The organism is Massilia oculi, from assembly GCF_003143515.1.
GTDB classification, from domain to species: domain Bacteria; phylum Pseudomonadota; class Gammaproteobacteria; order Burkholderiales; family Burkholderiaceae_D; genus Telluria; species Telluria oculi.
In genome coordinates this window covers 4,885,839-4,907,721 of sequence record NZ_CP029343.1, presented here as the reverse complement: position 1 = coordinate 4,907,721, position 21,883 = coordinate 4,885,839, and the positions used below count along the sequence as shown (strand labels likewise).

General features: G+C 65.1%; 23 protein-coding genes and 1 pseudogene. 7 read left to right on the top strand and 17 right to left on the bottom strand.

What is annotated here, in order from left to right; translation table 11 throughout:
• Positions 1-21 precede the first annotated feature (21 nt).
• The 15 genes and pseudogenes from cheZ to DIR46_RS26780 form a co-directional block, all read right to left on the bottom strand.
• Entirely contained in the window at positions 22-663 is a 642-nt protein-coding gene (gene cheZ, locus DIR46_RS22165; RefSeq protein ID WP_109347176.1) for a protein phosphatase CheZ, read from the bottom strand.
• Position 664: 1 nt separating this feature from the next.
• A complete protein-coding gene (cheY, locus tag DIR46_RS22160) occupies positions 665-1,063 on the bottom strand; it encodes a chemotaxis response regulator CheY (RefSeq protein ID WP_005666673.1) in 399 nt (132 codons plus the stop codon).
• Positions 1,064-1,204: 141 nt separating this feature from the next.
• On the bottom strand, positions 1,205-2,269 hold the full coding sequence (locus tag DIR46_RS22155; RefSeq protein WP_109347175.1) for a protein-glutamate methylesterase/protein-glutamine glutaminase: 1,065 nt from the start codon (positions 2,267-2,269) through the stop codon (positions 1,205-1,207).
• Positions 2,270-2,305: 36 nt separating this feature from the next.
• Positions 2,306-2,905, bottom strand: coding sequence for a chemoreceptor glutamine deamidase CheD (cheD, locus tag DIR46_RS22150; RefSeq protein WP_109347174.1), 600 nt, complete (start codon positions 2,903-2,905; stop codon positions 2,306-2,308).
• Between the two features lie 15 nt (positions 2,906-2,920).
• Entirely contained in the window at positions 2,921-3,775 is an 855-nt protein-coding gene (locus DIR46_RS22145) for a CheR family methyltransferase (protein WP_109347173.1), read from the bottom strand.
• A gap of 79 nt (positions 3,776-3,854) precedes the next feature.
• Complete coding sequence (locus DIR46_RS22140; protein ID WP_071362121.1) at positions 3,855-4,358, bottom strand: chemotaxis protein CheW; 504 nt, start codon at positions 4,356-4,358, stop codon at positions 3,855-3,857.
• 12 nt (positions 4,359-4,370) lie between these two features.
• The gene (cheA, locus tag DIR46_RS22135; RefSeq protein ID WP_109347172.1) at positions 4,371-6,560 is read right to left on the bottom strand and encodes a chemotaxis protein CheA; all 2,190 of its coding nucleotides are present in this window, start codon (positions 6,558-6,560) and stop codon (positions 4,371-4,373) included.
• A 48-nt stretch (positions 6,561-6,608) separates the two neighbouring features.
• Entirely contained in the window at positions 6,609-6,974 is a 366-nt protein-coding gene (locus DIR46_RS22130) for a response regulator (RefSeq protein ID WP_005666664.1), read from the bottom strand.
• 74 nt (positions 6,975-7,048) lie between these two features.
• Positions 7,049-7,597 carry a chemotaxis protein gene (locus tag DIR46_RS22125; RefSeq protein WP_109347171.1) on the bottom strand — a complete coding sequence of 183 codons (549 nt, stop codon included), beginning with the start codon at positions 7,595-7,597 and terminating at the stop codon, positions 7,049-7,051.
• A 25-nt stretch (positions 7,598-7,622) separates the two neighbouring features.
• Positions 7,623-8,555 (bottom strand): flagellar motor protein MotB, encoded by a 933-nt coding sequence (gene motB / locus DIR46_RS22120; protein ID WP_109347170.1) that lies wholly within the window; start codon positions 8,553-8,555, stop codon positions 7,623-7,625.
• A 52-nt stretch (positions 8,556-8,607) separates the two neighbouring features.
• Complete coding sequence (motA, locus tag DIR46_RS22115; RefSeq protein ID WP_109347169.1) at positions 8,608-9,462, bottom strand: flagellar motor stator protein MotA; 855 nt, start codon at positions 9,460-9,462, stop codon at positions 8,608-8,610.
• Positions 9,463-9,608: 146 nt separating this feature from the next.
• Positions 9,609-10,412 carry a class I SAM-dependent methyltransferase gene (locus DIR46_RS22110; protein WP_109347168.1) on the bottom strand — a complete coding sequence of 268 codons (804 nt, stop codon included), beginning with the start codon at positions 10,410-10,412 and terminating at the stop codon, positions 9,609-9,611.
• Positions 10,372-10,967, bottom strand: a pseudogene (flhC, locus tag DIR46_RS22105) (flagellar transcriptional regulator FlhC). The gene DIR46_RS22110 and the pseudogene flhC overlap by 41 nt, the downstream one beginning before the upstream one ends.
• Before the next feature lie 54 nt (positions 10,968-11,021).
• The gene (gene flhD, locus DIR46_RS22100; protein WP_005666655.1) at positions 11,022-11,339 is read right to left on the bottom strand and encodes a flagellar transcriptional regulator FlhD; all 318 of its coding nucleotides are present in this window, start codon (positions 11,337-11,339) and stop codon (positions 11,022-11,024) included.
• A gap of 389 nt (positions 11,340-11,728) precedes the next feature.
• A complete protein-coding gene (locus DIR46_RS26780; RefSeq protein WP_162819592.1) occupies positions 11,729-11,902 on the bottom strand; it encodes a hypothetical protein in 174 nt (57 codons plus the stop codon).
• A 39-nt stretch (positions 11,903-11,941) separates the two neighbouring features.
• On the opposite strand from DIR46_RS26780, the gene kynU reads away from it, so the two are divergent.
• The 6 genes from kynU (at position 11,942) to yddG (ending at position 17,695) form a co-directional block, all read left to right on the top strand.
• Positions 11,942-13,201, top strand: a complete 1,260-nt coding sequence (gene kynU, locus DIR46_RS22095; RefSeq protein WP_109347167.1) for a kynureninase — start codon at positions 11,942-11,944, stop codon at positions 13,199-13,201.
• A 12-nt stretch (positions 13,202-13,213) separates the two neighbouring features.
• On the top strand, positions 13,214-14,062 hold the full coding sequence (kynA, locus tag DIR46_RS22090) for a tryptophan 2,3-dioxygenase (RefSeq protein ID WP_109348111.1): 849 nt from the start codon (positions 13,214-13,216) through the stop codon (positions 14,060-14,062).
• Positions 14,063-14,470: 408 nt separating this feature from the next.
• Positions 14,471-15,631 carry an acyltransferase family protein gene (locus DIR46_RS22085; RefSeq protein ID WP_109347166.1) on the top strand — a complete coding sequence of 387 codons (1,161 nt, stop codon included), beginning with the start codon at positions 14,471-14,473 and terminating at the stop codon, positions 15,629-15,631.
• Positions 15,621-16,169 (top strand): RBBP9/YdeN family alpha/beta hydrolase, encoded by a 549-nt coding sequence (locus tag DIR46_RS22080; RefSeq protein ID WP_109347165.1) that lies wholly within the window; start codon positions 15,621-15,623, stop codon positions 16,167-16,169. Before DIR46_RS22085 ends, DIR46_RS22080 begins: the two co-directional genes overlap by 11 nt.
• Positions 16,166-16,696: a GNAT family N-acetyltransferase gene (locus DIR46_RS22075; RefSeq protein WP_109347164.1), complete on the top strand. Its 531-nt coding sequence runs from the start codon at positions 16,166-16,168 to the stop codon at positions 16,694-16,696. Before DIR46_RS22080 ends, DIR46_RS22075 begins: the two co-directional genes overlap by 4 nt.
• 99 nt (positions 16,697-16,795) lie before the next feature.
• A complete protein-coding gene (gene yddG / locus DIR46_RS22070; protein WP_109347163.1) occupies positions 16,796-17,695 on the top strand; it encodes an aromatic amino acid DMT transporter YddG in 900 nt (299 codons plus the stop codon).
• An 84-nt stretch (positions 17,696-17,779) separates the two neighbouring features.
• Here yddG and htpG read toward each other — a convergent pair whose 3' ends face one another.
• A complete protein-coding gene (htpG, locus tag DIR46_RS22065) occupies positions 17,780-19,699 on the bottom strand; it encodes a molecular chaperone HtpG (protein ID WP_109347162.1) in 1,920 nt (639 codons plus the stop codon).
• A gap of 203 nt (positions 19,700-19,902) precedes the next feature.
• Between htpG and DIR46_RS22060 the strand changes: the two genes are divergently transcribed.
• Positions 19,903-20,400 carry a VOC family protein gene (locus tag DIR46_RS22060; RefSeq protein WP_109347161.1) on the top strand — a complete coding sequence of 166 codons (498 nt, stop codon included), beginning with the start codon at positions 19,903-19,905 and terminating at the stop codon, positions 20,398-20,400.
• On the opposite strand, the gene DIR46_RS22055 is transcribed toward DIR46_RS22060, so the two are convergent.
• Positions 20,397-21,803: an aminotransferase-like domain-containing protein gene (locus tag DIR46_RS22055; protein WP_109347160.1), complete on the bottom strand. Its 1,407-nt coding sequence runs from the start codon at positions 21,801-21,803 to the stop codon at positions 20,397-20,399. The genes DIR46_RS22060 and DIR46_RS22055 overlap by 4 nt on opposite strands.
• Positions 21,804-21,883 lie beyond the last annotated feature (80 nt).

The window sequence follows — 21,883 nt, the reverse complement described above, 5'->3', positions numbered from 1 at the left end:
AAGTAGGTGCGCGGCGCCGGATCAGAACCCGAGGCTGTCGAGCAGGTCGTCGACCTGGCCCTGGTTGGCCACCACTTCGGTGCCGGTCGGCTTGATCTGCGGACCGTTCAGCAGGCCGTTGTCCAGCTCGCGCTTGATCTCGCTCGGCGCGAAATCGATCAGCACCTGCACCAGCTGCTTCTCGAGGTTTTGCGCGATGCCGGTGATGCGGCCGATCACCTGGCCGGTCAGGTCCTGGAAGTCCTGGGCCATCATGATGTTCATCAGCTCGGCGCGCGTGGCGACCGCGCCGGACGCCGACTCGTTCATGCTGGCGATCGTGCGCTGGGCCATCTCGCGCCATTCGGCCTCGCTGGCGCCCTTGTCCAGCAGCGCCTGCCAGCCGCCCGACAACTCGGCCGCGCGGGTCTCGATGGCGTCCTGCAGCGGGCCGGCCGTGTCGGTCGCGTCCAGCACCTTCTTGGCCGCCTGTTCCGACAGGCGCGCCACGTAGTCCAGGCGGTCGCGCGCATCGGGGATGTCGCTCGCCGCCTTCTCGATCAGCTTGTCCAGTCCGAGCCCGCGCAGGCTTTCATGCAGGGCGCGGGTCATGTGGCCGATTCGGCTCAGCACCTCTTCGTTCGAGGCGGCCCCGGCGCCGATCGCCGAGTTCATCTCACCCATCTCAGGCTCCGGCTTTGTCCAGTTTCTCGAAGATCTTGTTCAGCTTCTCGTCGAGGGTCGCTGCCGTGAACGGCTTGACCACGTAGCCGCTGGCGCCTGCCTGGGCGGCGGCGATGATGTTCTCTTTCTTCGCTTCCGCGGTCACCATCAGCACCGGCAGCTTGGCCAGCGCGGGATCGGCACGGATGTTTTGCAGCATGGTCAGGCCGTCCATATTCGGCATGTTCCAGTCCGACACCACGAAGTCGAACGATTCGCTGCGCAGCTTGGCCAGCGCCATCACGCCGTCTTCTGCCTCGTCGACGTTGGCATAACCCAGTTCTTTCAACAGATTCCGCACGATGCGGCGCATCGTCGAGAAATCGTCAACAACCAGGAAACGCATCTTTGGATCAGCCATGAATAACTCCGTTTGAATCTTATACTGTGGTTTGTTGGGTGAGCTGCCCTGATGGGCGAGATAACAGGCTCAAGAATAGCATTTTTGTTGCCTTACGGCGATAAAATAGCCCCTAAAGCATGTCTCCAGCTCTAATTCGGATCAAACACGCAACGCCCGGCCGCCCTGCGCCGCCAGATGTTCGAGCACCATGCGCGGCAAGGCCTGCAAGGGGCCCACGTCATGGGCGGCGCCCAGCGCGATCGCTTCACGCGGCATGCCGAACACGACGCAGCTGGCTTCGTCCTGGGCGAAGTTGTGGGCGCCGGCCTGGCGCATCTCGAGCATGCCGGCCGCACCGTCCTTGCCCATGCCGGTCAGGATAACACCAACGGCGTTTTTACCGGCCGCCTGCGCGGCGGAGCGGAACAGCACGTCGACCGAGGGACGGTGGCGGTTGACCGGCGGCGACTGCTCGATACGGGTCATGTAGTTGGCGCCCGAACGCGTCAGCAGCAGGTGCGAGTGGCCCGGCGCGATATAGGCGTGGCCGGGCAGCACCCGCTCGTTGCCTGCGGACTCGACCACGCTGATCCTGCACAGCGCATCCAGGCGCCTGGCGAAGGAACTGGTGAAGCCTTCCGGCATGTGCTGGGCGATCAGGATGCCCGGGCAGTCGGACGGCATCTGCATCAGGAATTCGCGGATCGCTTCGGTGCCGCCGGTCGAGGCGCCGATGATGATCAGCTTTTCGGAAGAGATCAGGGGACTCCTCAAGGCCGACAGCGGCGCACTGGCTGCCTGCGGCGTGCGCGAACGCGGCGCGATGCGCGCGCGTGCGGCGGCGCGGATCTTGTCGGCGATCATGTCGGCATACTCGCGCATGCCGGTCTGGATCGAGATCTTCGGCTTGGTCACGAAGTCGACCGCGCCCAGTTCGAGCGCGCGCATCGTGATTTCCGAGCCGCGCTCGGTCAGCGACGACACCATCAGCACGGGCATCGGGCGCAGGCGCATCAGCTTTTCCAGGAAGTCGAGGCCGTCCATCTTGGGCATCTCGACGTCCAGCGTCAGCACGTCAGGGTTGTGTTTTTTTATCAACTCGCGCGCGACCAGCGGATCGGGCGCGGTGGCGACCACTTCGAGGTCGGGCTGGGAATTGACGATCTCGCTCATCACGCTGCGGATCAGCGCGGAGTCGTCGACGATCAGCACCTTGGTCTTCATGACTTTCCCTTTCAACTCCATGTAGCAATAAGCTGGTCAGAACAGGTCGATGGCGCCACCGACGGGTTCGACCTTGAGTCGCTTGGCGTAGTCGAGCTCGCGCTTCGCCAGCGTATCGTCCTGGGTTTGCATCAGTTTCTTGACCAGCACCTTGCCCGTGCGCGGGAAGAAAAACACCTTGCGCGGATAGATGTCGTTCAGGTCTTCGGCCAGCACCGGGATGCGTTCGGTCTTGAGGAACTGCATCACGAAGGCGGCATTGCGCTCGCCGACGTTCATCGCGGTGAAGCCGCGCAGCACGGCGCCGCCGCCGAACACCTTCGCTTCCAGGTGTTCGCGGCGCGCCCCGGCCTTGAGCAGGTCATTGATCAGGATCTCCATCGCGAACGATCCGTAGCGCATCGAGGCCGACACCGGATTGCTGCCGGCGTCGGCGCCGCCGTCGGGCAGCATGAAATGGTTCATGCCGCCCAGTCCGGTCAGGCGGTCGCGGATGCAGGCCGAGACGCAAGAGCCGAGCACGGTCGCGATCAGCATGTCCTTATTGGTATAGAAATACTCGCCCGGCAGGATCTTGGCCGCGTCGACGTTGAAGGTACGGTCGTGATAGAGATTGGTGGCGAACTGGCTGTTCATGGTCGTCTCACGCCTTCAGGCACTGCGTCCATCGAGTTCGTACACCGTCTTGCCGCGCAGGCGCAGCGCATCCGACACGTACAGGAAGTTCTCGGAGTGACCGGCGAACAGCAGCGCATGCGGCTTCATCAGCGGCACGAAGCGGCCCAGGATCTTGCGCTGGGTCGGCTTGTCGAAATAAATCATCACGTTACGGCAAAAGATGGCGTCGAACTGCCCTTCCAGCGGCCAGCCGTCGGCCAGCAGGTTCAATTGCTTGAAGGTGATCAGGTTGCGCAGCTCTGGGCGCACGCGCGCCATGCCCTCGTGGGCGCCCTTCCCTTTCAGGAAGAAGCGGCGCAGGCGCTCGGGCGACATCTTGTCGAGCCGTTCCATCGGATACACGCCATTCGAGGCGGTCGACAGCACGTTGGTGTCGATGTCGGTGGCGACGATGTGCACCGGGGGCGTGAGCGTGTTGAAGGCCTCGCAGGCCGTCATCGCGATCGAATATGGCTCTTCGCCGGTCGACGCCGCCGAGCACCAGATCGTGAGCGGGCGCGTGTCCTTCTTGCGTGCGGCAAGCAGGTGATCGAGCAGGAGCGGAAAATGATGCGCCTCGCGGAAGAACGAGGTCAGGTTGGTCGTCAGCGCATTGGTGAACGATTCCCACTCGCGGTCCATGCGGCCCGCTTCCAGGTCGTCCAGGTAGTTGGCGAACGACTGGATGCCGGTCGCGCGCAGGCGTCGCGCCAGGCGGCTGTAGACCATTTCCTGCTTGCTGTCGGCCAGCGAAATGCCGGCGCGCTGGTGGATCAGCGCGCGTACCCGTTCGAAGTCACGGCGCGTGAAGTCGAATTCCTTGACCGTCTCTGTTTTCTGCTGCGGCACGTTTGTTGCCTTCTGAATGCTGGTTGGTCCGCGCCACGATTGACGCGGTCCGATGTGGATGCTGCGTGCCGCCGCCGAATCAGGCGGCCAGCTTGTCGATCAGGCCCATCTCGCCCGAGGACATCAGCTTGTCGATGTCGACCAGGATCAGCATGCGCTCGTCGACGGTGCCCAGGCCGATCATGTAGTCGGAATTGAAGGCGGTGCCCATCTCTGGCGCCGGCTTGATCTGGTCCGGCGTCAGGGTGGTCACGTCGGACACGCTGTCGACCACCATGCCCATGATGCGGCCGCCGATGTTCAGGATGATCACGACGGTGAACTGGTCGTACACCGGGGTGCCCAGGTTGAACTTGATGCGCATGTCGACCACCGGGATGATGATGCCGCGCAGGTTGATCACGCCCTTGATGAATTCGGGTGCGTTGGCGATGCGGGTCACCGCTTCGTAGCCCCGGATTTCCTGCACTTTCAGGATGTCGATGCCGTATTCTTCCGAGCCCAGGGTGAAGGCCAGGAATTCGTTGCCGGCGCCGTCGTTTGCGGTCCCGTCAGCCGAGGTGGTGTTTGCCAGGTTGGACATGGGATTTCCTTCTTATTGAGTGAAAATTGATGGGACGACGGGATCGTCGGCCAGCTGACGCGACGAGCGCACCAGCGCCGCCACGTCGAGGATCAGGGCGACGCCGCCGTCGCCCATGATGGTTGCGCCGGAGATCCCGGCCACTTTGCGGTAATTCGCCTCCAGGTTCTTGACCACCACCTGCTGCTGGCCCACTAGCTCGTCCACGAACAGCGCCGCCTTCTTGCCCTCGGTCTCGAGGATGACGACGATGCCGTCGCTCGGTTCGCGGTGGCGCGGCTCGATGTCGAACATCTGGTGCAGCGGGATCAGGGGCAAGTATTCGCCCCGCACCTTCAGCACGCGCCCGCGCCCGGCGATGTCGCGCACGTCTTCGGGCGCCGGCTGCAGCGACTCGACCACGAAGGACAGCGGCAGGATGTAGATTTCGTCGCCGCTCCTGATCGACATGCCGTCCAGGATCGCCAGCGTCAGGGGCAGCGAGATCGAGATCGTGGTGCCGAAACCGGCCGCCGAACGGATGTCGACCGTGCCGCCCATGGCGGTGATGTTGCGCTTGACGACGTCCATGCCGACCCCGCGGCCGGAGACGTCGGTGACCACTTCGGCGGTCGAGAAGCCCGGCGCGAAGATCAGCTGCCAGACTTCCGCGTCGCTCATCGTGCTTGATACGGCCAGCCCATTCGAGGCCGCCTTGGCGAGGATTTTTTCGCGATTCAGGCCGCCGCCGTCGTCCGCCACCTCGATCACGATGTGGCCGCCCTGGTGGCCGGCGGACAGGAACAGCCGCCCCGCTTCCGACTTGCCGGCGGCGACGCGCGCGGCCGGCATCTCGACGCCGTGGTCGATCGAGTTGCGCACCAGGTGGGTCAGCGGATCGACGATGCGCTCGATCAGGCCCTTGTCGAGTTCGGTGGCGGCGCCGTGGGTGATGAAGTCGACCTTCTTGCCGAGCTTGCCCGCGAGGTCGCGCACCATGCGCGGGAAGCGCGAGAACACGAAGTCCATCGGCATCATGCGGATCGACATCACGGCCTCTTGCAGCTCGCGCGTGTTGCGGCCCAGCTGGCTCACCGACGACAGCAGGCGTTCGTGCAGGATCGGGTCGAGCACGCTGCTGCGCTGCTCGAGCATGGCATTGGTGATCACCAGTTCGCCGATCAGGTTGATCAGCTGGTCGACCTTCTCGACCGAGACCCGGATCGACGACGATTCGGACTGAGCGTCCTTCCTGGCCGCCTTTTTCTCGGCGCTCAGTTCGGCCAGGTGTTCGACCACGCTTTGGGCATGACCGTGCGCCTGCGCCGAGATGCTGGCGGCCACGGGTTCCGGCGCGGGCGCGACGATGCCGGCCGCGGCGCGGATCTGCTCGATCGGCTGGAAGAAACCGTAGCCGAGATCGTCTTCCGACAGCTCGCCGCCGGCCGGGCCGACGTCGTCGTCGGGGCCGAAGAAACCGTAGCCCTGGGCATCCTCGATGCGCTTGCGCTCGGCCGCCTCGATCGCGCGCTGCTCCGGCGTGAGCGCCGGCGCCTCGAAGATTTTCAGGTCGTCGGGGTCGAGCACGAAGGAGCAGATCGCGATGATGTCGTCCAGGCTTTCGTGGGTGGTGATGACCAGCGCCGTGCGTCCGCCCTCGAGCGGCGCCACCGAGACCCGGCCCATCAGCCCCAGTTCGTCGACCAGGGCGTTGATGTCGCGCTGGGCCACCTGCGGCAACTCGATCTTGTAGCGGTGCGCGCCTTCGATCTGGTGCTCGGTGCGCGGCTGGGCCGTCAGGTAGGACGGCGCCACCACCGGCGCGGCCGGCACCAGGCCCTCGGCCAGGTCGTGCAGGGCCATGCGCACGTTGGCGATGGCCTCGTTGTCGACCGCCGCGCCATGCCGGTGGCCGTCGAGCTGCATCTTGAGCCCGTCCTTGGCCGCCAGGAAGGCGTCCACGTGGTTCGAGGTCAGCGCCATCTCGCCCTTGCGGATGCGGTCCAGCAGCGACTCCAGCACGTGGGTCACGTCGCACATATCGGTCAGGCCGAAGGTCGATGCGCCGCCCTTGACCGAGTGGGCGGTGCGGAAGATCGCGTTCAGGTCTTCTGCATCGGGCGCGGCGACGTCGACGCCCAGTAGCAGGCGTTCCATTTCGGCGAGCAGTTCTTCCGCTTCGTCGAAAAAGACCTGGTAGAACTGGCTGATGTCGATGGTCATAAAGCTGTCCGCTCGAGTGAAAGCAGGGTCAGGGCGTGGCGCATGGCGTCAGCCGATCACTTTTTTGACCACCTCGATCAGGCGCTGCGGATCGAAGGGCTTGACCAGCCAGCCGTTGGCGCCGGCGGCGCGGCCTTTGTTCTTCATCTCGTCCGACGACTCGGTGGTGAGCATCAGGATCGGGGTCTTGGCGTAGCCCGGCAGCGTGCGCAGGGTCTTGATCAGCTGCAGGCCGTCCATCTTCGGCATGTTCTGGTCGGTCAGCACCAGGTCGACGTTCTGCAGTTTCGCCTTGTCCAGGCCGTCCTGGCCGTCCACGGCCTCCACCACGTTGTAGCCAGCCGCCTTCAGGCTGAACGCCACCATCTGGCGCAGCGAACTGGAATCGTCGACCGCGAGAATCGTTTTTGCCATTCTTTTTGCTCCTGCTATTTTGTATCCGGCTTCATGCCGGTTGAATTGTTCGGTTGATGCGCTCGGAGCGAAGCTCAGAACAGCTCGACGTCGCCGCTTTCCAGGTGCTTCTGCTCGACCGAGCGGCGCAGCAAGCTGCGCAGTTCGAGCGACTGGATCGCCAGCGCCATGCTGACCTTGCCGAGCCGCTCGACGATCTCGTCGCTGTGGGTGTCGGGCGCGATATCGGCGCCATGCTCGCTGAGCGTGCCCAGAAAATCGCGCAAGCCCGCCACGCGTCGCAGTGTACGTTCAATCAGTTGCGCCGTCATGTCCTGGAACTGCATGCTGGTGATCGCCGTGTTCAGGTGCGCGCCTACCTCGCCCGACATCGACGACAGCAAGACCCGGTCTTCCGGCGTCGGCGTGCCGCCCTCCAGCAGCCGCCCGATCGCTTCCTGGCGCGCGCCGACCGCCGTGTGCACCGCCATGAAGCTGGCGGTGAGCTTGTCGATCGCCTCTTCCAGCAGCAGTTCGGTCTGCAGCAGGTCGGTCTCGACCTCGGTCAGGTGGCGCCGCCCGTGCATGGACACGCCCGACAGCAGGCGCTTTACATGCGATCCCAGTATTTTTTTTCTTGTCATTTCGTTCTCTCCAGTCCTGCCCTGGCTATTTTTTCACGGCTTCAAGCGTGGCGGTGGCCGCCGCCTCGGCGTCCTCCGCCGGCACGTCCAATGTCGCCGCGTCGCGCCGCACCGCGTCTTCGGTGCGCTTGTTCATGACGATGATGCTGATGCGGCGGTTGACCGGGTTGAACGGGTCCTTCGCATCGAGGTGGGCGGCCGAGGCCAGGCCCACCACGCGCAGCACCTTGTCGTCCTGCAGGCCGCCCAGCACCATCTCGCGGCGCGAGGCGTTGGCGCGGTCGGCCGACAATTCCCAGTTGCTGTAGCCTGCATCGCTGTAGTACGGCGTCGAATCGGTATGGCCCGAGATGCCGATCCTGTTCGGCACCTCGTTGAGCACCATGCCGATGATGTGCAGGATCTCTTTTGTATACGGCTGCAGCTCGGCCTTGGCCAGCGCGAACATCGGGCGGTTCTTCTCGTCCACGATCTGGATCCGCAGGCCTTCGCTGGTGATGTCGAGCAGCAGCTGGTTCTGGTACTTCTTGAGCATCGGGTTGACCTCGATGGCCGACTCGATGCGCGCCTTCAGCGTCTGCAGGCGGGCGCTCTCCTCGCGCGCCAGCGCGGCCTTGGCCGCCTGCAGGTCGTAGGTCTTCTTCTCGGGCACCGAATCGCCGCGCTTGACCTGGCCCTGGGTCCGGGTCAGGTCTTCGCCGCCGCCCTTGATGACGGACGACGAGTCGCCCGAACCGGAGCCGCCCGCCATCGCCACCTTCAGCGGCGTCTTGAAGTATTCGGCAATGCCGACCAGGTCGCCCTTGGCGGTCGAGCCCAGCAGCCACATGAGCAGGAAGAACGCCATCATCGCGGTCACGAAGTCGGCGTAGGCGATCTTCCAGGCGCCGCCGTGGTGGCCGCCGGCCACCTTCTTGATGCGCTTGACGACGATGGGCCGCGCGTTGTCGTCAGCCATGCGCGCCTCCCTTCATGCAGCCGGGGGTGAAGTCGAATGCGGTCATCGCGGCTTACTTCTTCTTCTTGATGTGCTCTTCGAGCTCGGCGAAGCTCGGGCGCTCGGTCGAGTACAGCACCTTGCGGCCGAATTCGACGGCCAGCGCCGGCGCGTAGCCGTTCAGGCTCGCCAGCAGCGTGACTTTCACGCACTGGAACATCTTGGTCGACTCTTCGAGCTTCTGTTCCAGCACGCTGGCCAGCGGGCTGACGAAGGCGTAGGCCAGCAGGATGCCGAGGAAGGTACCGACCAGCGCCTTCGCGATCAGGATGCCCAGCTCGGCCGGCGGCAGGCCGACCGATTCCATGGTGTGGACCACGCCCATGACCGCCGCCACGATGCCGAAGGCCGGCAGGCCGTCGCCGATCTTGGCGATCACGTGGGCCGGCACGGCGCCCTCGTGGTGGTGGGTCTCGATCTCGTTGTCCATCAGGTTTTCGATCTGCATCGCATCCATGTTTCCCGACACCATCAGGCGCAGGTAATCGGTCATGAACTCGACGATGTGATGGTCGGCCAGCACCGCCGGATACTTAGAGAACAGCGGCGACGATTCGGGCGCCTCGATGTCGCCCTCGATCGACATCAGGCCTTCCTTGCGGACTTTCGACAGCACGTCGAATTGCAGGGCCATCAGCTCCATATACATGTCTTTGGTGAACTTGGAACCCTTGAAGACACTCGGGAAGGCCTTCATGGTGGCCTTGATCGACTTGCCGTTGTTACCGACAAAGAAGGCGCCAAAGGCGGCGCCGCCAATCATCAAGAGCTCGATCGGCTGCCACAACGAAGCCAGGTGGCCGCCGGCGAGCGCAAACCCGCCGAACACGCAGGCGCAGACGATGATGTAACCAACGATCACTAACAAGGGATTTCGCTCCAGAAAAGCCTGTTCCGACCTCGTCCTGAGGACCCGAAACCGGTAATTTCAGAAAAAGTTTATTCAGGGAACTACTCTAGCTGGAGAATGGCCCACGAGCAAGAAAAACTCCCGGAATACTCACCATTTGTCGCCTAAAAGTCCCACATATAGAGCGCCGGCCCGCCCACGGCAGGATGGATGACACGGCTCGGCGGCCGGTCTTCGATGATGAATTCGTAACTGAAAAGCATCGAGCCGGGCCGCATCTCCCGGGCGGCCTTGCGCCACAGCGCGCTCATCGCGGCGGGAGACAGGTAGGCGAACACGGCATCGTAGTCGCCGAGGTCGAGTTTTTCATAGTCGCCGCGGGTGAAACGCGCGCGGCTACGGGTGGCCAGCGCACGCAGGTGGCTGGCCAGCCACGGCAGCGGCGCCAGCTCGATGCCCTCGATGCGCGACTCCGGCCGGCGCCGCTGCAGCTCGAGGACCAGGCCGCCGACGCCGCTGCCGATGTCGATCACACGCACCGGCCGGCCCTGCGGCAGCGCGTCGGCGACCGCCTCCCACACCGTGCGCCCGGACGGGTAATACGGCACTTGCGTGCGGTAGGTCGACCAGTACAGCAACAAGAGGAACAGGAAAATGGCGAGGAAGGCAGCCGGCGGGATCGCCAGCGCGCTGGCCCCAAGCAGCGCCAGTGGAAAGGCGAACTGGATGGCGCGCCACCAGCTGGCCAGGCCGCGCCACCAGGACAGCAGCGCGGCCAGCACGCCCTGCACCAGGGCGACGTGCCAATACGACAAGACCAGGCCGCTACTGGCGAGCAGGTAGACGATGGCGAGCGTGAGCGGAAAGGCGGCGACCTGGATCAGGAGCGCCCGGACTGCGGGAAAGCGTAGCAGACGTGGCGCCAAGTCAGGCGCCGGTGGCGGCGTCGTCGGCAGCGTCGGTGCCATCGGCGACGGCGCGCTCGGCCGCTTCGCGGGCATCCTTGGCCTTGCGGGTCTTGCCGGCGCGCGAAGGCATGTGGCACAGGCCGCACAGGTAGTCGGCGTTCAGGTCGAGGGCGTTGACGATGAACTTGCCCTGGCAGCGGCTGCACGGGCCAGCAGCAGCATGCCGCTCTGGAAGAAGCGCACCAGGGTCCAGGCGCGGGTGAGCGACAGCAGCGGTTCTTCGCCCGGCGCCGGCGGCATCTGTTCTAGGTAGAGTTGATAGGCCTTCATGACGGCCTGGATGCCGGAGGCACCGGCATGCTCCACCAGGAACTGGTGGATGTTCATGAACAGCGAGGAGTGGATGTTCGGTTGCCAGGTCAGGAACCAGTCGGTGGAGAACGGGAGCATGCCCTTGGGTGGAGAGACACCCTTGAGCTCCTTGTACAGCTTGAGCAAGCGTTCGCGCGACAGCGAGACCTCGGTCTCCAGCAACTGCAGGCGTGCGCCCAGGTTGATCAGTTCGATCGCGAGCTGGATTTCCTGCGCTTCGGATACGACGCTTTTTTTGCTCATCTACTGCTCCCGGCCTGTTCCAAGGCGGCCCCACCGAGTGGCCGCTGGCAGGGATTATACGATCTCTTCGACCGGCTGGCCCGCCATCAGGATGGCGGCGTGCGATTGCGCCAGGCTGCGTTCCTTGGTGTGGCTGGTCAGCATGCCCAGGATCGCGGTGTCGTCGAAGCGGAAGCGGGCCAGCATCATGTTGCCGCCGGCGAGCTTCAGGATCTGGGCGTTGCTCATGCCTTCGATCAGGTCGGCGATCTCGGCCGACACCCCCAGGCGGAAGATGGCGGTGACTTTGTCGGCACGAATCATCTGCTGGGCCAGCATCAGGTAGCTCAGGTTTGCGTCGCGAATCTCAGCCATCATGTCGTTCATCGTCATCTTCTCTCTCCGTTGGTTGTTTCGGCGTTGTTTTGTGTTGCCGACGAGATAGATTCTGACTGTGTGGAAACTTTTCAGGAATTGGACAAAACCTGTATTTGCGGTAGGCGAACGACGAGGCAGAGCCGTAGGAGTTTGTCTGACAAACCCCTCTGGCTCCCTATGAAAATCCACTCCGGATTCGGGCTGGAACGACGCCGGGAAGCGCCTTGATTTGGGTCTGCTTCAGCCGGCAGCTGTCGCAGATTCACTACAGGTTTTACTGAATTTACTGCCAGAAACTCGGAAATTTCTGTTTTTCAGCCAGTGCATGTGTTGCTTTTATGCACCTCACTCATCCATTAACGGCAGCCTTCAGGCGGACTTTAGGGCTTTTTTAAAAATATTTTTCAATAGTTTTCGACGCCTTCCTGCCCTTCTGACTCGTTATCGGACAGCTCATCAGGAACTTTAGGGTCGGATGCAAAAAATTTTCGAAATTCTTTTGCCAATACAAAGAATGTCGTAACAGCAACATTTGACTGCCGATCGACGATGGAACTTGCTACACTGCCGACCTGCACGCACCCTTCAAGCGTCAACTATCCATATAGAGGACCGGCATGACCGCACCAACCACCACCCGCGCCGACTGCCTGGCGCTCGATGCCCTCGACCCGCTGGCCGGACTGCGCACCCGCTTCGACCTGCCCGACGGCGTGATCTACCTGGACGGCAACTCGCTCGGCGCCCGCCCCCGCGCCGCCCTGGCGCGCGCCGGGGACGTGGTGGCGCGTGAATGGGGGACCGACCTGATCAAGAGCTGGAACACGGCCGGCTGGTTCGACATGCCGAAACGCCTGGGCGACCGCCTGGCTCCGCTGGTCGGCGCCCGCCCCGGCGAAGTGGCCGTCACCGACACCACCTCGCTCAACCTGTTCAAGGCGCTGGCGGCCGCCCTGCGCCTCCAGTCCGAAGGCGCGACCGCAGGCCGCCGCACCATCGTCACCGAACGCAGCAACTTCCCGACCGATATCTATATGGCCGAAGGCCTGAGCCGCTGGCTGGAACGCGGCTACCGGGTGCGCCTGGTCGACAGCGTCGAGGAAATCCCGGCCGCGCTCGATCTGGATGCCGCGGTGCTGATGCTCACCCACGTCAACTACCGCACCGGCTACCAGCACGACATGGCCGAGTTGACCCGCCTGGCGCACGAAGCCGGCGCGCTGGCGGTGTGGGACCTGGCCCATTCGGCCGGCGCGGTGCCGGTCGACCTGCACGCCGCCGACGCCGACTTCGCCGTCGGCTGCACCTATAAATACCTGAACGGCGGACCGGGCGCTCCGGCCTTCATCTGGGTGCCCCAAAAACACCAGGCGCGTTTCGACCATCCGCTCTCGGGCTGGTGGGGCCACGCCAGCCCGTTCGCGATGGCGCCCGCCTTCGCCCCGGTGGCCGGCATCGGCCGCGCCCTGTGCGGCACCCAACCGATCGTCTCGCTGGCGCTGGTCGAGTGCGGCCTCGAGATCTTCGAGGCGACCGACATGGAAGCGGTGCGCGCCAAGTCGCTGCTTCTTACCGACCTGTTCATCGACCTGGTCGAACGCCGCTGCGCCGGCCATCCGCTGGGCCTGGTGACGCCGCGCGAGCACGCGCGCCGCGGCAGCCAGGTCAGCTTCACCCATCCGCACGGCTATGCGGTGATGGCGGCCCTGATCGCGCGCGGCGTGATCGGCGACTACCGCGAACCCGAGATCATGCGCTTCGGCTTCACGCCGCTGTACACGAGCTTCGCCGACGTCTGGGACGCGGTGGAGATCCTGAAGGACATCCTGGACCGCAATGACTACGACGTCAGCGCCGCGCGCGGCCTCGTTACCTGATTGGGCACCGATATGAAGAAAGAACAGAACGAGGGCCAGCCGGCCGAATGGCACGGCGCCAGGATGGACTTCAAGGAAGCCATGAGCTATGGCGACTACCTGGGCCTGGACCAGATCCTGAACGCCCAGCATCCGCGCTCGCCCAACCACAACGAGCTGCTGTTCATCGTCCAGCACCAGACCAGCGAGCTGTGGATCAAGCTGATGCTGCACGAGCTGCAGGCGGTGCGGCGCCACATCCGCGAAGGCAACCTGCCGCCCGCCTTCAAGATGCTGGCGCGGGTGGCGCGCATCATGGACCAGCTGGTGCACGCCTGGGACGTGCTGGCCACCATGACCCCGCCCGAATACACGGCGATCCGCCCCTACCTGGGCGCCTCGTCGGGCTTCCAGTCGTTCCAGTACCGCGAACTGGAATTCATCCTCGGGAACAAGAACGCGGCGCTGCTGGCGGTGCACGAGAAGACGCCCGAGGCGCACGCCCTGCTGGCGCGCGAACTGGCCCTGCCCTCGATCTACGACGAGGCGGTGATGCTGCTGGCGCGCAGCGGCTTTGATATCGACGCGGCGCGGATCGACGCCGACTGGACCGGGCCGACCCGCGCCGACGACTCGGTCAAGGCGGCCTGGCTGCAGGTGTATGGCGACACCGAACGCCACTGGGCGCTGTACGAGCTGGCCGAGAAGCTGGTCGACCTGGAGACGGCCTTCCGCTTCTGGCGCTTCCGCCACGTCAGCACGGTCGAGCGCATCATCGGCTTCAAGACCGGCACCGGCGGCACCGCCGGCGTCAGCTACCTTCGCAAGATGCTGGACGTGGTGCTGTTCCCGGAGCTGTTCGCGTTGCGCACCGAGCTGTAAAGGACCTAAAAACTGCGGGGTCAAAACTGCGGGGTCAGGTCTGACATTTGGACACAACCTCAGCCATAGAATGCCACTATGGTCGAGGCCGTGTCTGATTGTCAGACCTGACCCCGCTTGTGATTGTCAGACCTGACCCCGCTTGTGACCTGACCCCGCTTGTGTGACCCCGCTTGTGCGCGCCTCTCGTACGTCGTTCCCGCGCCTCTCACGCGTAGGTCTCGCGCCTCCTACACGTCGTTCCCGCGCAGGCGGGAACCCAAGTATGCATGCGCCCCGCCTTAGTTCGACCGAGCCACAAAGCAAAGGCCTTGGGTTCACTTCGCGGGAACGACGAATCCAGGTTTTGCGGGAAAGCCGCTCCCGGCTGGCGTCGCCACCGGCCGGTTTTGCATTAATATAAACGCCATGCGCGCCGCCCCCTCCCCACTCGACCAGCCGTTCTCGGTCTATCTCGACCTGGTCCGCTTCCTGGCGGCGCTGGCGGTCGTGGCGATGCACGTGCGCCAGTTCGGGCTGGTGGAAGCGCCCGGCGCCGATCTCCTGACCATGTTCGGGCGCGAGGCCGTGATGGCCTTCTTCGTGCTGTCGGGCTTCGTGATCGCCTATACCACCGAACATCGCCGCCCGAGCGCGCGCGACTACGCGCTGGCGCGCGCCGCCCGCATCTACTCGGTGGCGCTGCCGGTGCTGCTGCTGGCCTTCGCCTGCGCCAGCCTGGTGCGCGGCCACCTGATGACCGGCATGGACCTGCACTACCAGCTGGCCAAACCCTGGTTCTACATCCCCTTCCACCTGCTGTTCCTGGGCGACCTGTGGTCGCTGGCCGAAGTGCCGCCCTGGCTCGGCCCCTGGTGGTCGCTCAACTACGAGGTCTGGTACTACGTGCTGTTCGGCGTCGCCTGCTACGTGCGCGGGCCGTGGCGGCTGCCGGCACTCGGCCTGGTGCTGGCCGTCATGGGCGTCAAACTGTGGCTGCTGCTGCCGGTCTGGCTGGCCGGGCTCGCGCTTTACCACTGGCAGGCAAGGCATGCGCTCCCCTGCGCCCTGGCGCGCCTCGGCTGGATCGCCAGCCTGGCCCTGCTGGTGGTCTACGAGGCCAGCGGGGTCGAGGAAACCCTGCGCGCGGCCGGCCGTGCATCCTGGCTTGGACAGGCCTTCGTGCTGGGGAATGCCGACCGCTTCCTGGCCGACTATGTGTTCGGCCTGATCGTCTGCCTGAATTTCGCCTGCGCACGCTTCGCCCGCTTCGACGCCCTGCTGCGCTGTGCTGCGCCGATCCGGCTGCTGGCCTCGTACACGCTGACGCTCTACCTGTCGCACGCGCTGGTGCTGATCGCCTGGCCCGCGCTGTATCCGCACGACCCCGGCAGCATGACGGACCTGCTGGCCCTCTGCCTGGCCGTCGCCGCCGCGACCGCCGTTCTCGGCATGCTGACCGAACAGCGCAAGGACGTGTTCCGGCGCCTGCTTGCGCGCCTGGCGGCCCTGGTGTGGCGCCCTGCCCGCCTCGCGCCCGCCGGCGCCGCCCCCGCTGCCCCCATCAAGGAGAAGCAAGATGAAGTGTGATGTCCTGATCCTGCCCGGCCTCTGGAATTCCGGTCCGCGCCACTGGCAATCGCTCTGGCATGAGCGCAACCCGCACTGGCGCCGCGCGGTGCACCGCGACTGGACCAATCCCCATTGCGACGAGTGGGTGGCCGAACTGGACGCCGCGATCGCCGACTGTCAGGGCGCGCCGATCCTGGTGGCGCACAGCCTGGGCTGCATGCTGGTCGCGCACTGGGCGCTGTCCGGCTCCCCGCTCAAGGTGGCGGGCGCCTTCCTGGTCGCGCCGAGCGACGTCGAAGCGGCATCGTATCCGGCCGACCTCAATTGCTGGGCGCCGATCCCGCTGCAGCAGCTGCCCTTCCCCAGCGTGGTGGTGGGCAGCGCCAACGACCCCTTCGCCAGCCTTGACCGCACGAGCGCCTTCGCCGGCGCCTGGGGCAGTCGCCTGGTCGAGATCGGCGACGCCGGCCACCTGAATTCCGACTCCGGCCATGGCGACTGGCCGGAAGGCCTGCGCCTGCTGGAGGAGTTCTGCGACGAGGTCTCGGGCGCATGACGATCCTGCACAGCGCGCGGCTGCGCTTCGAGCCGGTGACCGATGCGCACTACGACGGCATGCGCCTGCTGAACGGCGACCCCGAGGTCATGCGCTACATCACCGGCCAGGCCGAGACGCCCGAGGAAACCCGCGCCGTCATCGCGCGGGTCAGGGCGCGCTGGGAGACGATCGGCTATTCGTGGTGGAATTTCATCGAGCAGGACACGGGGGAGCTGGTCGGCGCCGGCTGCATCCAGCACCTGGCGCAAGACCCCGCCAACCCGCACGAAATCGGCTGGCGCCTGCGCCCCGACCGCTGGGGACGCGGCTACGCCATCGAGGCCGCCGAGCGCATGGCGCGCTTCGCCTTCGAGGAGCTGCAGGCGCCGCTGCTGTGCGCGATCTGCGATCCAGGCAACCTGCGCTCCGCGCGCATCATGGAAAAACTCGGCATGGCGTATCGCGGCGAAGAAGTCTGGCATGGGCGCCCGACGCTGGTGTACGAGATCGGCCGCGATGCATGGCAGGCGCGCGGCCACGCATGAAGACCTACCACGGCAGCTGCCACTGCGGCCCGGTGCGCCACGAGGCCGACATCGACCTGTCGCCGCTACTGGCGGAGATCCGCCATTGATGACGTAAGCATGCACAGTACCAGCAAGACCACGCGGGCCACATTGATCGGCCTGCTCGCCGTCCTGCTATGGAGTTCGATCGTCGGCCTGATTCGCAGCGTGAGCGCCAACTTCGGGGTGACCGGCGGCGCGGCGCTGATCTATACGGTGGCCTCGATCCTGCTGCTGCTCACGGTCGGCCCGAGCAAGGTGCGCGCCTTTCCACGCGCCTACCTGGCATGGGGCAGCCTGCTGTTCGTCGCGTACGAGATGTGCCTGGCGCTGTCGATCGGCTACGCCAGTACCAACCGCCAGGCCATCGAGGTGGGCATGGTGAACTACCTGTGGCCGGCGTTCACGATGGTGTTCGCCATCGTCTTCAACGGCCGGAGGACGAGCTGGCTGATCGCCCCCGGCCTGGCGCTGGCGATCGGCGGCGTGTGCTGGGTGCTTGGCGGCGATGCCGGCCTCGATGCGGCCGCGATGGCGTCCAACGTTCGAGACAATCCGCTGAGCTATGGCCTGGCCTTCGCCGGCGCCCTGATCTGGGCCAGCTACTGCACCGTCACCGCCAGGATCGCCAACGGCAGCAATGGCGTCACCTGGTTCTTCATGCTCACCGCGCTGGCGCTATGGGTCAAGTACCTGGTGGTGGATGGTCCGGCGCTGCGCTTCGAGGCCCAGGCGGTCGTCCACCTGCTGCTTGCCGCCGCCGCCATGGGCTTCGGTTATGCCGCATGGAACGTCGGCATCCTGCATGGCAACGTCACGATCCTGGCCGGGGCCTCGTATTTCATTCCCGTGCTCTCGGCCGCGCTGGCGGCGCTGCTGCTCGATACGCCGCTGTCGTTCCCGTTCTGGCAAGGCGCTGCGATGGTGTGCGCGGGGTCCATCCTGTGCTGGCTGGCGACGCGGCAGTCCGCGCAATGACGGTACTGGCGCGGCGGTCCGGATGAAAAAAGCCGGGGCATCCCTGCCCCGGCTTCTCGTCACTTCGCGGTAATGCCTCGGCGCTTACTTGCCGCCCGCCAGCAGCATCTCGTTGAGGCGCTTCACGAACGAGGCCGGGTCATTCAGGCTGCCGCCTTCGGCCAGCATCGCCTGGTCGAACAGGATGTGCGCCCAGTCGGCGAAGCGCTCGCCGCTCGCGTCTTCGTACTTCAGGCGCTGCACCAGCGGGTGATCCGGGTTGATCTCGAGGATAGGCTTCGATTCCGGAGCTTCCTGGCCGGCCGCCTTCAGCATGCGCAGCAGATTGCCCGACAACTCGTTTTCGTCCGCCACCAGGCAGGCTGGCGAGTCGGTCAGGCGGAAGGTCACGCGCACGTCCTTGGCCTTGTCGCCCAGGGCGCCCTTCATGCTTTCGACCAGCTCCTTGTAGCCGGCCTCGGTCTCGGCGTGTTCCTTTTTCTCCGCCTCGTCTTCCAGCGCGCCGAGGTCCAGGCCGCCCTTGGCGACCGACACCAGTTCCTTGCCTTCGAACTCGGTGAAGAACGACAGCATCCACTCGTCGACGCGGTCGGTCATCAGGATCACCTCCACGCCCTTCTTGCGGAAGATCTCGAGGTGCGGGCTGTTCTTCGCCGCCTGGTAGTTGTCGGCGGTGACGTAATAGATCTTGTCCTGGCCTTCCTTCATGCGGCCGACGTAGTCGGCGAACGACACGGTCTGCTCGGCCGAGTCATTGGCGGTCGACGCGAAGCGCAGCAGCTTGGCGATGCGGTCCTTGTTGGTCGCGTCCTCGCCGACGCCTTCCTTGAGCACCTGGCCGAATTCTTTCCAGAAGGTCGCGTACTTGTCCTTGCCGGCCTGTTCTTCGGAGTTCGCCATTTCCTCGAGCATGCCCAGCACGCGCTTGGTCGAGCCTTCGCGGATCACGCGCACGTCGCGCGACTCCTGCAGGATCTCGCGCGAGACGTTCAGCGGCAGGTCGGCCGAATCGATCACGCCCTTGATGAAGCGCAGGTAGGTCGGCATCAGCTGCTCGGCGTCGTCCATGATGAACACGCGCTTGACGTACAGCTTGATGCCGCCGCGCTTGTTGCGGTCCCACAGGTCGAACGGCGCGTGGGCCGGCACGTACAGCAGCTGGGTGTACTCGCTGCGGCCTTCGACGCGGTTGTGGGTGTGGGTCAGCGGGTCCTGGAAGTCGTGCGAAACGTGCTTGTAGAACTCGTTGTACTGCTCTTCGGTGATGTCCGATTTGCTGCGCGCCCACAGCGCGCTGGCCTGGTTCACGGTCTCCAGTTCATCCTTGAGGACCGTTTCCTTCTTCTCTTCGTCCCACTCTTCCTTCTGCATCACGATCGGCAGCGAGATGTGGTCGGAATACTTGCGGATGATCGACTTGAGCTTCCACGACGACAGCAGCTCTTCCTCGCCTTCGCGCAGGTGCAGGATCACGTCGGTGCCGCGGCCGGTCTTCTCGATCTGCTCGATCGAGTACTCGCCCTCGCCGCGCGATTCCCAGCGCACGCCCTGCTCGGCGAAGGCACCGGCGCGGCGGGTATTGACGACGATCTTCTCGGCCACGATGAAGCCCGAGTAGAAGCCCACGCCGAACTGGCCGATCAGGGCCGCGTCGGCCTGCTGGTCGCCCGACAGCTTGCTGAAGAATTCCTTGGTGCCCGATTTGGCGATGGTGCCCAGGTGGGCGATCACCTCGTCGCGGCTCATGCCGATGCCGTTGTCCGAGATCGTGATGGTCTTCGCATCCTTGTCGAACGAGACCTTGATTCTCAGTTCATGGTCGTTGCCGTACAGGGCGTCGTTGTTGATCGCCTCGAAGCGCAGCTTGTCGGCCGCGTCGGACGCGTTCGAGATCAGTTCGCGCAGGAAGATCTCCTTGTTCGAATACAAGGAGTGGATCATCAGCTGCAGCAGCTGTTTTACTTCTGCCTGGAAGCCAAGGGTTTCTTTTTCGGCGTTCGCCATCTTGTTCCTCGTTAAAAAACATGGGGGTTGGTCAGACTCGGAGGCATATAGGGATGCCAATCGCGATTTCAAGAGGTCTTTTTGACAAGAAAGATGCTACTTGAAGGAAATTTGCACTTTTTTCCATCCGCCATGTCGAATCCTGCCCATCCCGTTCGTCGTAGAGAGTGCAGAACCCATCCACTTTCACACAGGAGAACACCATGAACCAGGCAGTGCGTCCCATCCCCGAAGGCTACCGTACCGTCACACCGCACCTGGTCTGCGAACAGGCGGCCGACGCGATCGCGTTCTACAAGAAAGCCTTCGGCGCCGTCGAGATCGCCCGCCTGCCCGGGCCGGACGGCAAGATCATGCATGCGGAGCTGCGCATCGGCGATTCACCCATCATGCTGGCGCAGGACTTTCCCGAATTTGGCAGCCTGGGGCCACTGGCCCTTCAAGGAACGCCCGTGGTCATCCACCTGTACGTGGAGGACGCCGACGCGGTCTGGGCCACGGCGCTGGACGCCGGCGCCAAGCCGACGATGCCGCTGTCCGACATGTTCTGGGGCGACCGCTACGGCCAGGTGGTCGATCCGTTCGGCCACCGCTGGTCGATCGCCACCCACAAGCAGGACCTGACGCCCGAGCAGATCATGGAAGGCTTCAACAAGATGATGGCGGCCGGCGGCGGATGCCCGGGCGGGCAAGCCGGCTAGCCTGGCGCCTCCAGGAAGCGCCACACGCCCGGGTCCTGCAGCGCCGCCAGGTTCAGCCGCATCCGGGTCGATGGCTGCTGGCTGGGCGAGAACAGGCTGCCCGGCGCCAGCAGCAAGTCCTGCTGCATGGCGCGCGCCGTCAGCGCATTGGTGTCGGGGCCGGCGTCGACCCACAGGAACATGCCGGCCCCTGGGGCCGGGTCGACCCGCATCCCCAGCGCCTCGAGCCGGCGCAGCGCGCCCGGCCGCGCCGCATCCAGGCGGCCGCGCACGCGGTCGAGGTGCTTGCGGTGGTGGCCTTCGGCCAGGATTTTATAGACCACGCGCTCGCCGATGTCGCTGGTGCTGAGCGTGGCCAGCATCTTGCGGTCGGCCAGCAATGACGCCCGTTCGCGCGAGGTGGCGATGAAGCCGACCCGCAGGTTGGCCGCCATCGATTTCGAAAAACCGCCCAGGTAGATCACCCGCCGCAGGCCGTCGAGCGCGGCCAGGCGCGTGGCGCCGCCCGGGTGCAGGCCGCAATAGATGTCGTCCTCGACCACGAGAAAATCGTGCTGCTCGGCAAGGCGCAGCACCTGGAAGGCCTTGGCCGCCGACACCGAAGTCGAGCTGGGGTTGTGCAGCACCGAGTTGATGACGAACAGGCGCGGCCGATGCAGGGCGGCCAGTTCCGCCAGCCGCGCCAGGTCAGGGCCGTCGGCCAGGCGCGGCACGCCGACCACCTTCAGGCCCATCGCCGCGAACGAACCGAACATCAGGAACCAGGCAGGATCGTCGACCAGCACCGTGTCGCCCGGCTGGCAGAACGCGCGCGCCACCAGGTCCAGCGCCTGGGTCACGCCGAGCGTGGTCACCAGCTGCTCGGGCGCCGCCTCGATCTCGAGCTCGGCCAGTGTCAATTGCAGCTGCTGGCGCAGCAGCAGGTAGCCGTGCGGCGAACCGTAGCTGAGCAGGCCGTCGCAGTTCTGGCGGCTGAGCGCGCGCAACGCATTGGCGACCGCCGCGCCGTCGAGCCAGTCGGCCGGCAGCACGCCGGAACCCGGCGCCAGCCCGAGCGGGGCCTGGCGGAACATGCTGCGCACCAGCCAGGCGATGTCGAGTTCGGCCGGGACCGGCGCCGGCTGCAGCCTCGGCACGCCACGCGCCTGGGCCTGGCGTTCGCGCACGAAGAAGCCGGCGCCGCGTCGCGATTCGAGGTAGCCCTGCGCCACCAGCCGGTCGTAGCTGGCCACGACGGTGAACGGCGACACGCCGTGGCTGGCGGCGAAGCGCCGGATCGAAGGCATGCGCGCGCCGGGACGCAGCAGGCGCTCGTCGACGCGCGCCGCCACCGCACGCACGATCTGGTCGGCCAGCGGTGCGCCGGAATCGCGCGCCAGCGCGAAGACGAGTGTATCGGTCATTACACCACCACAGTCGGCAAATTATCGGTTGAAGTGTACTGGGACTGTATTGGCCCTTGCGGCTAGGATAGACCTACTCC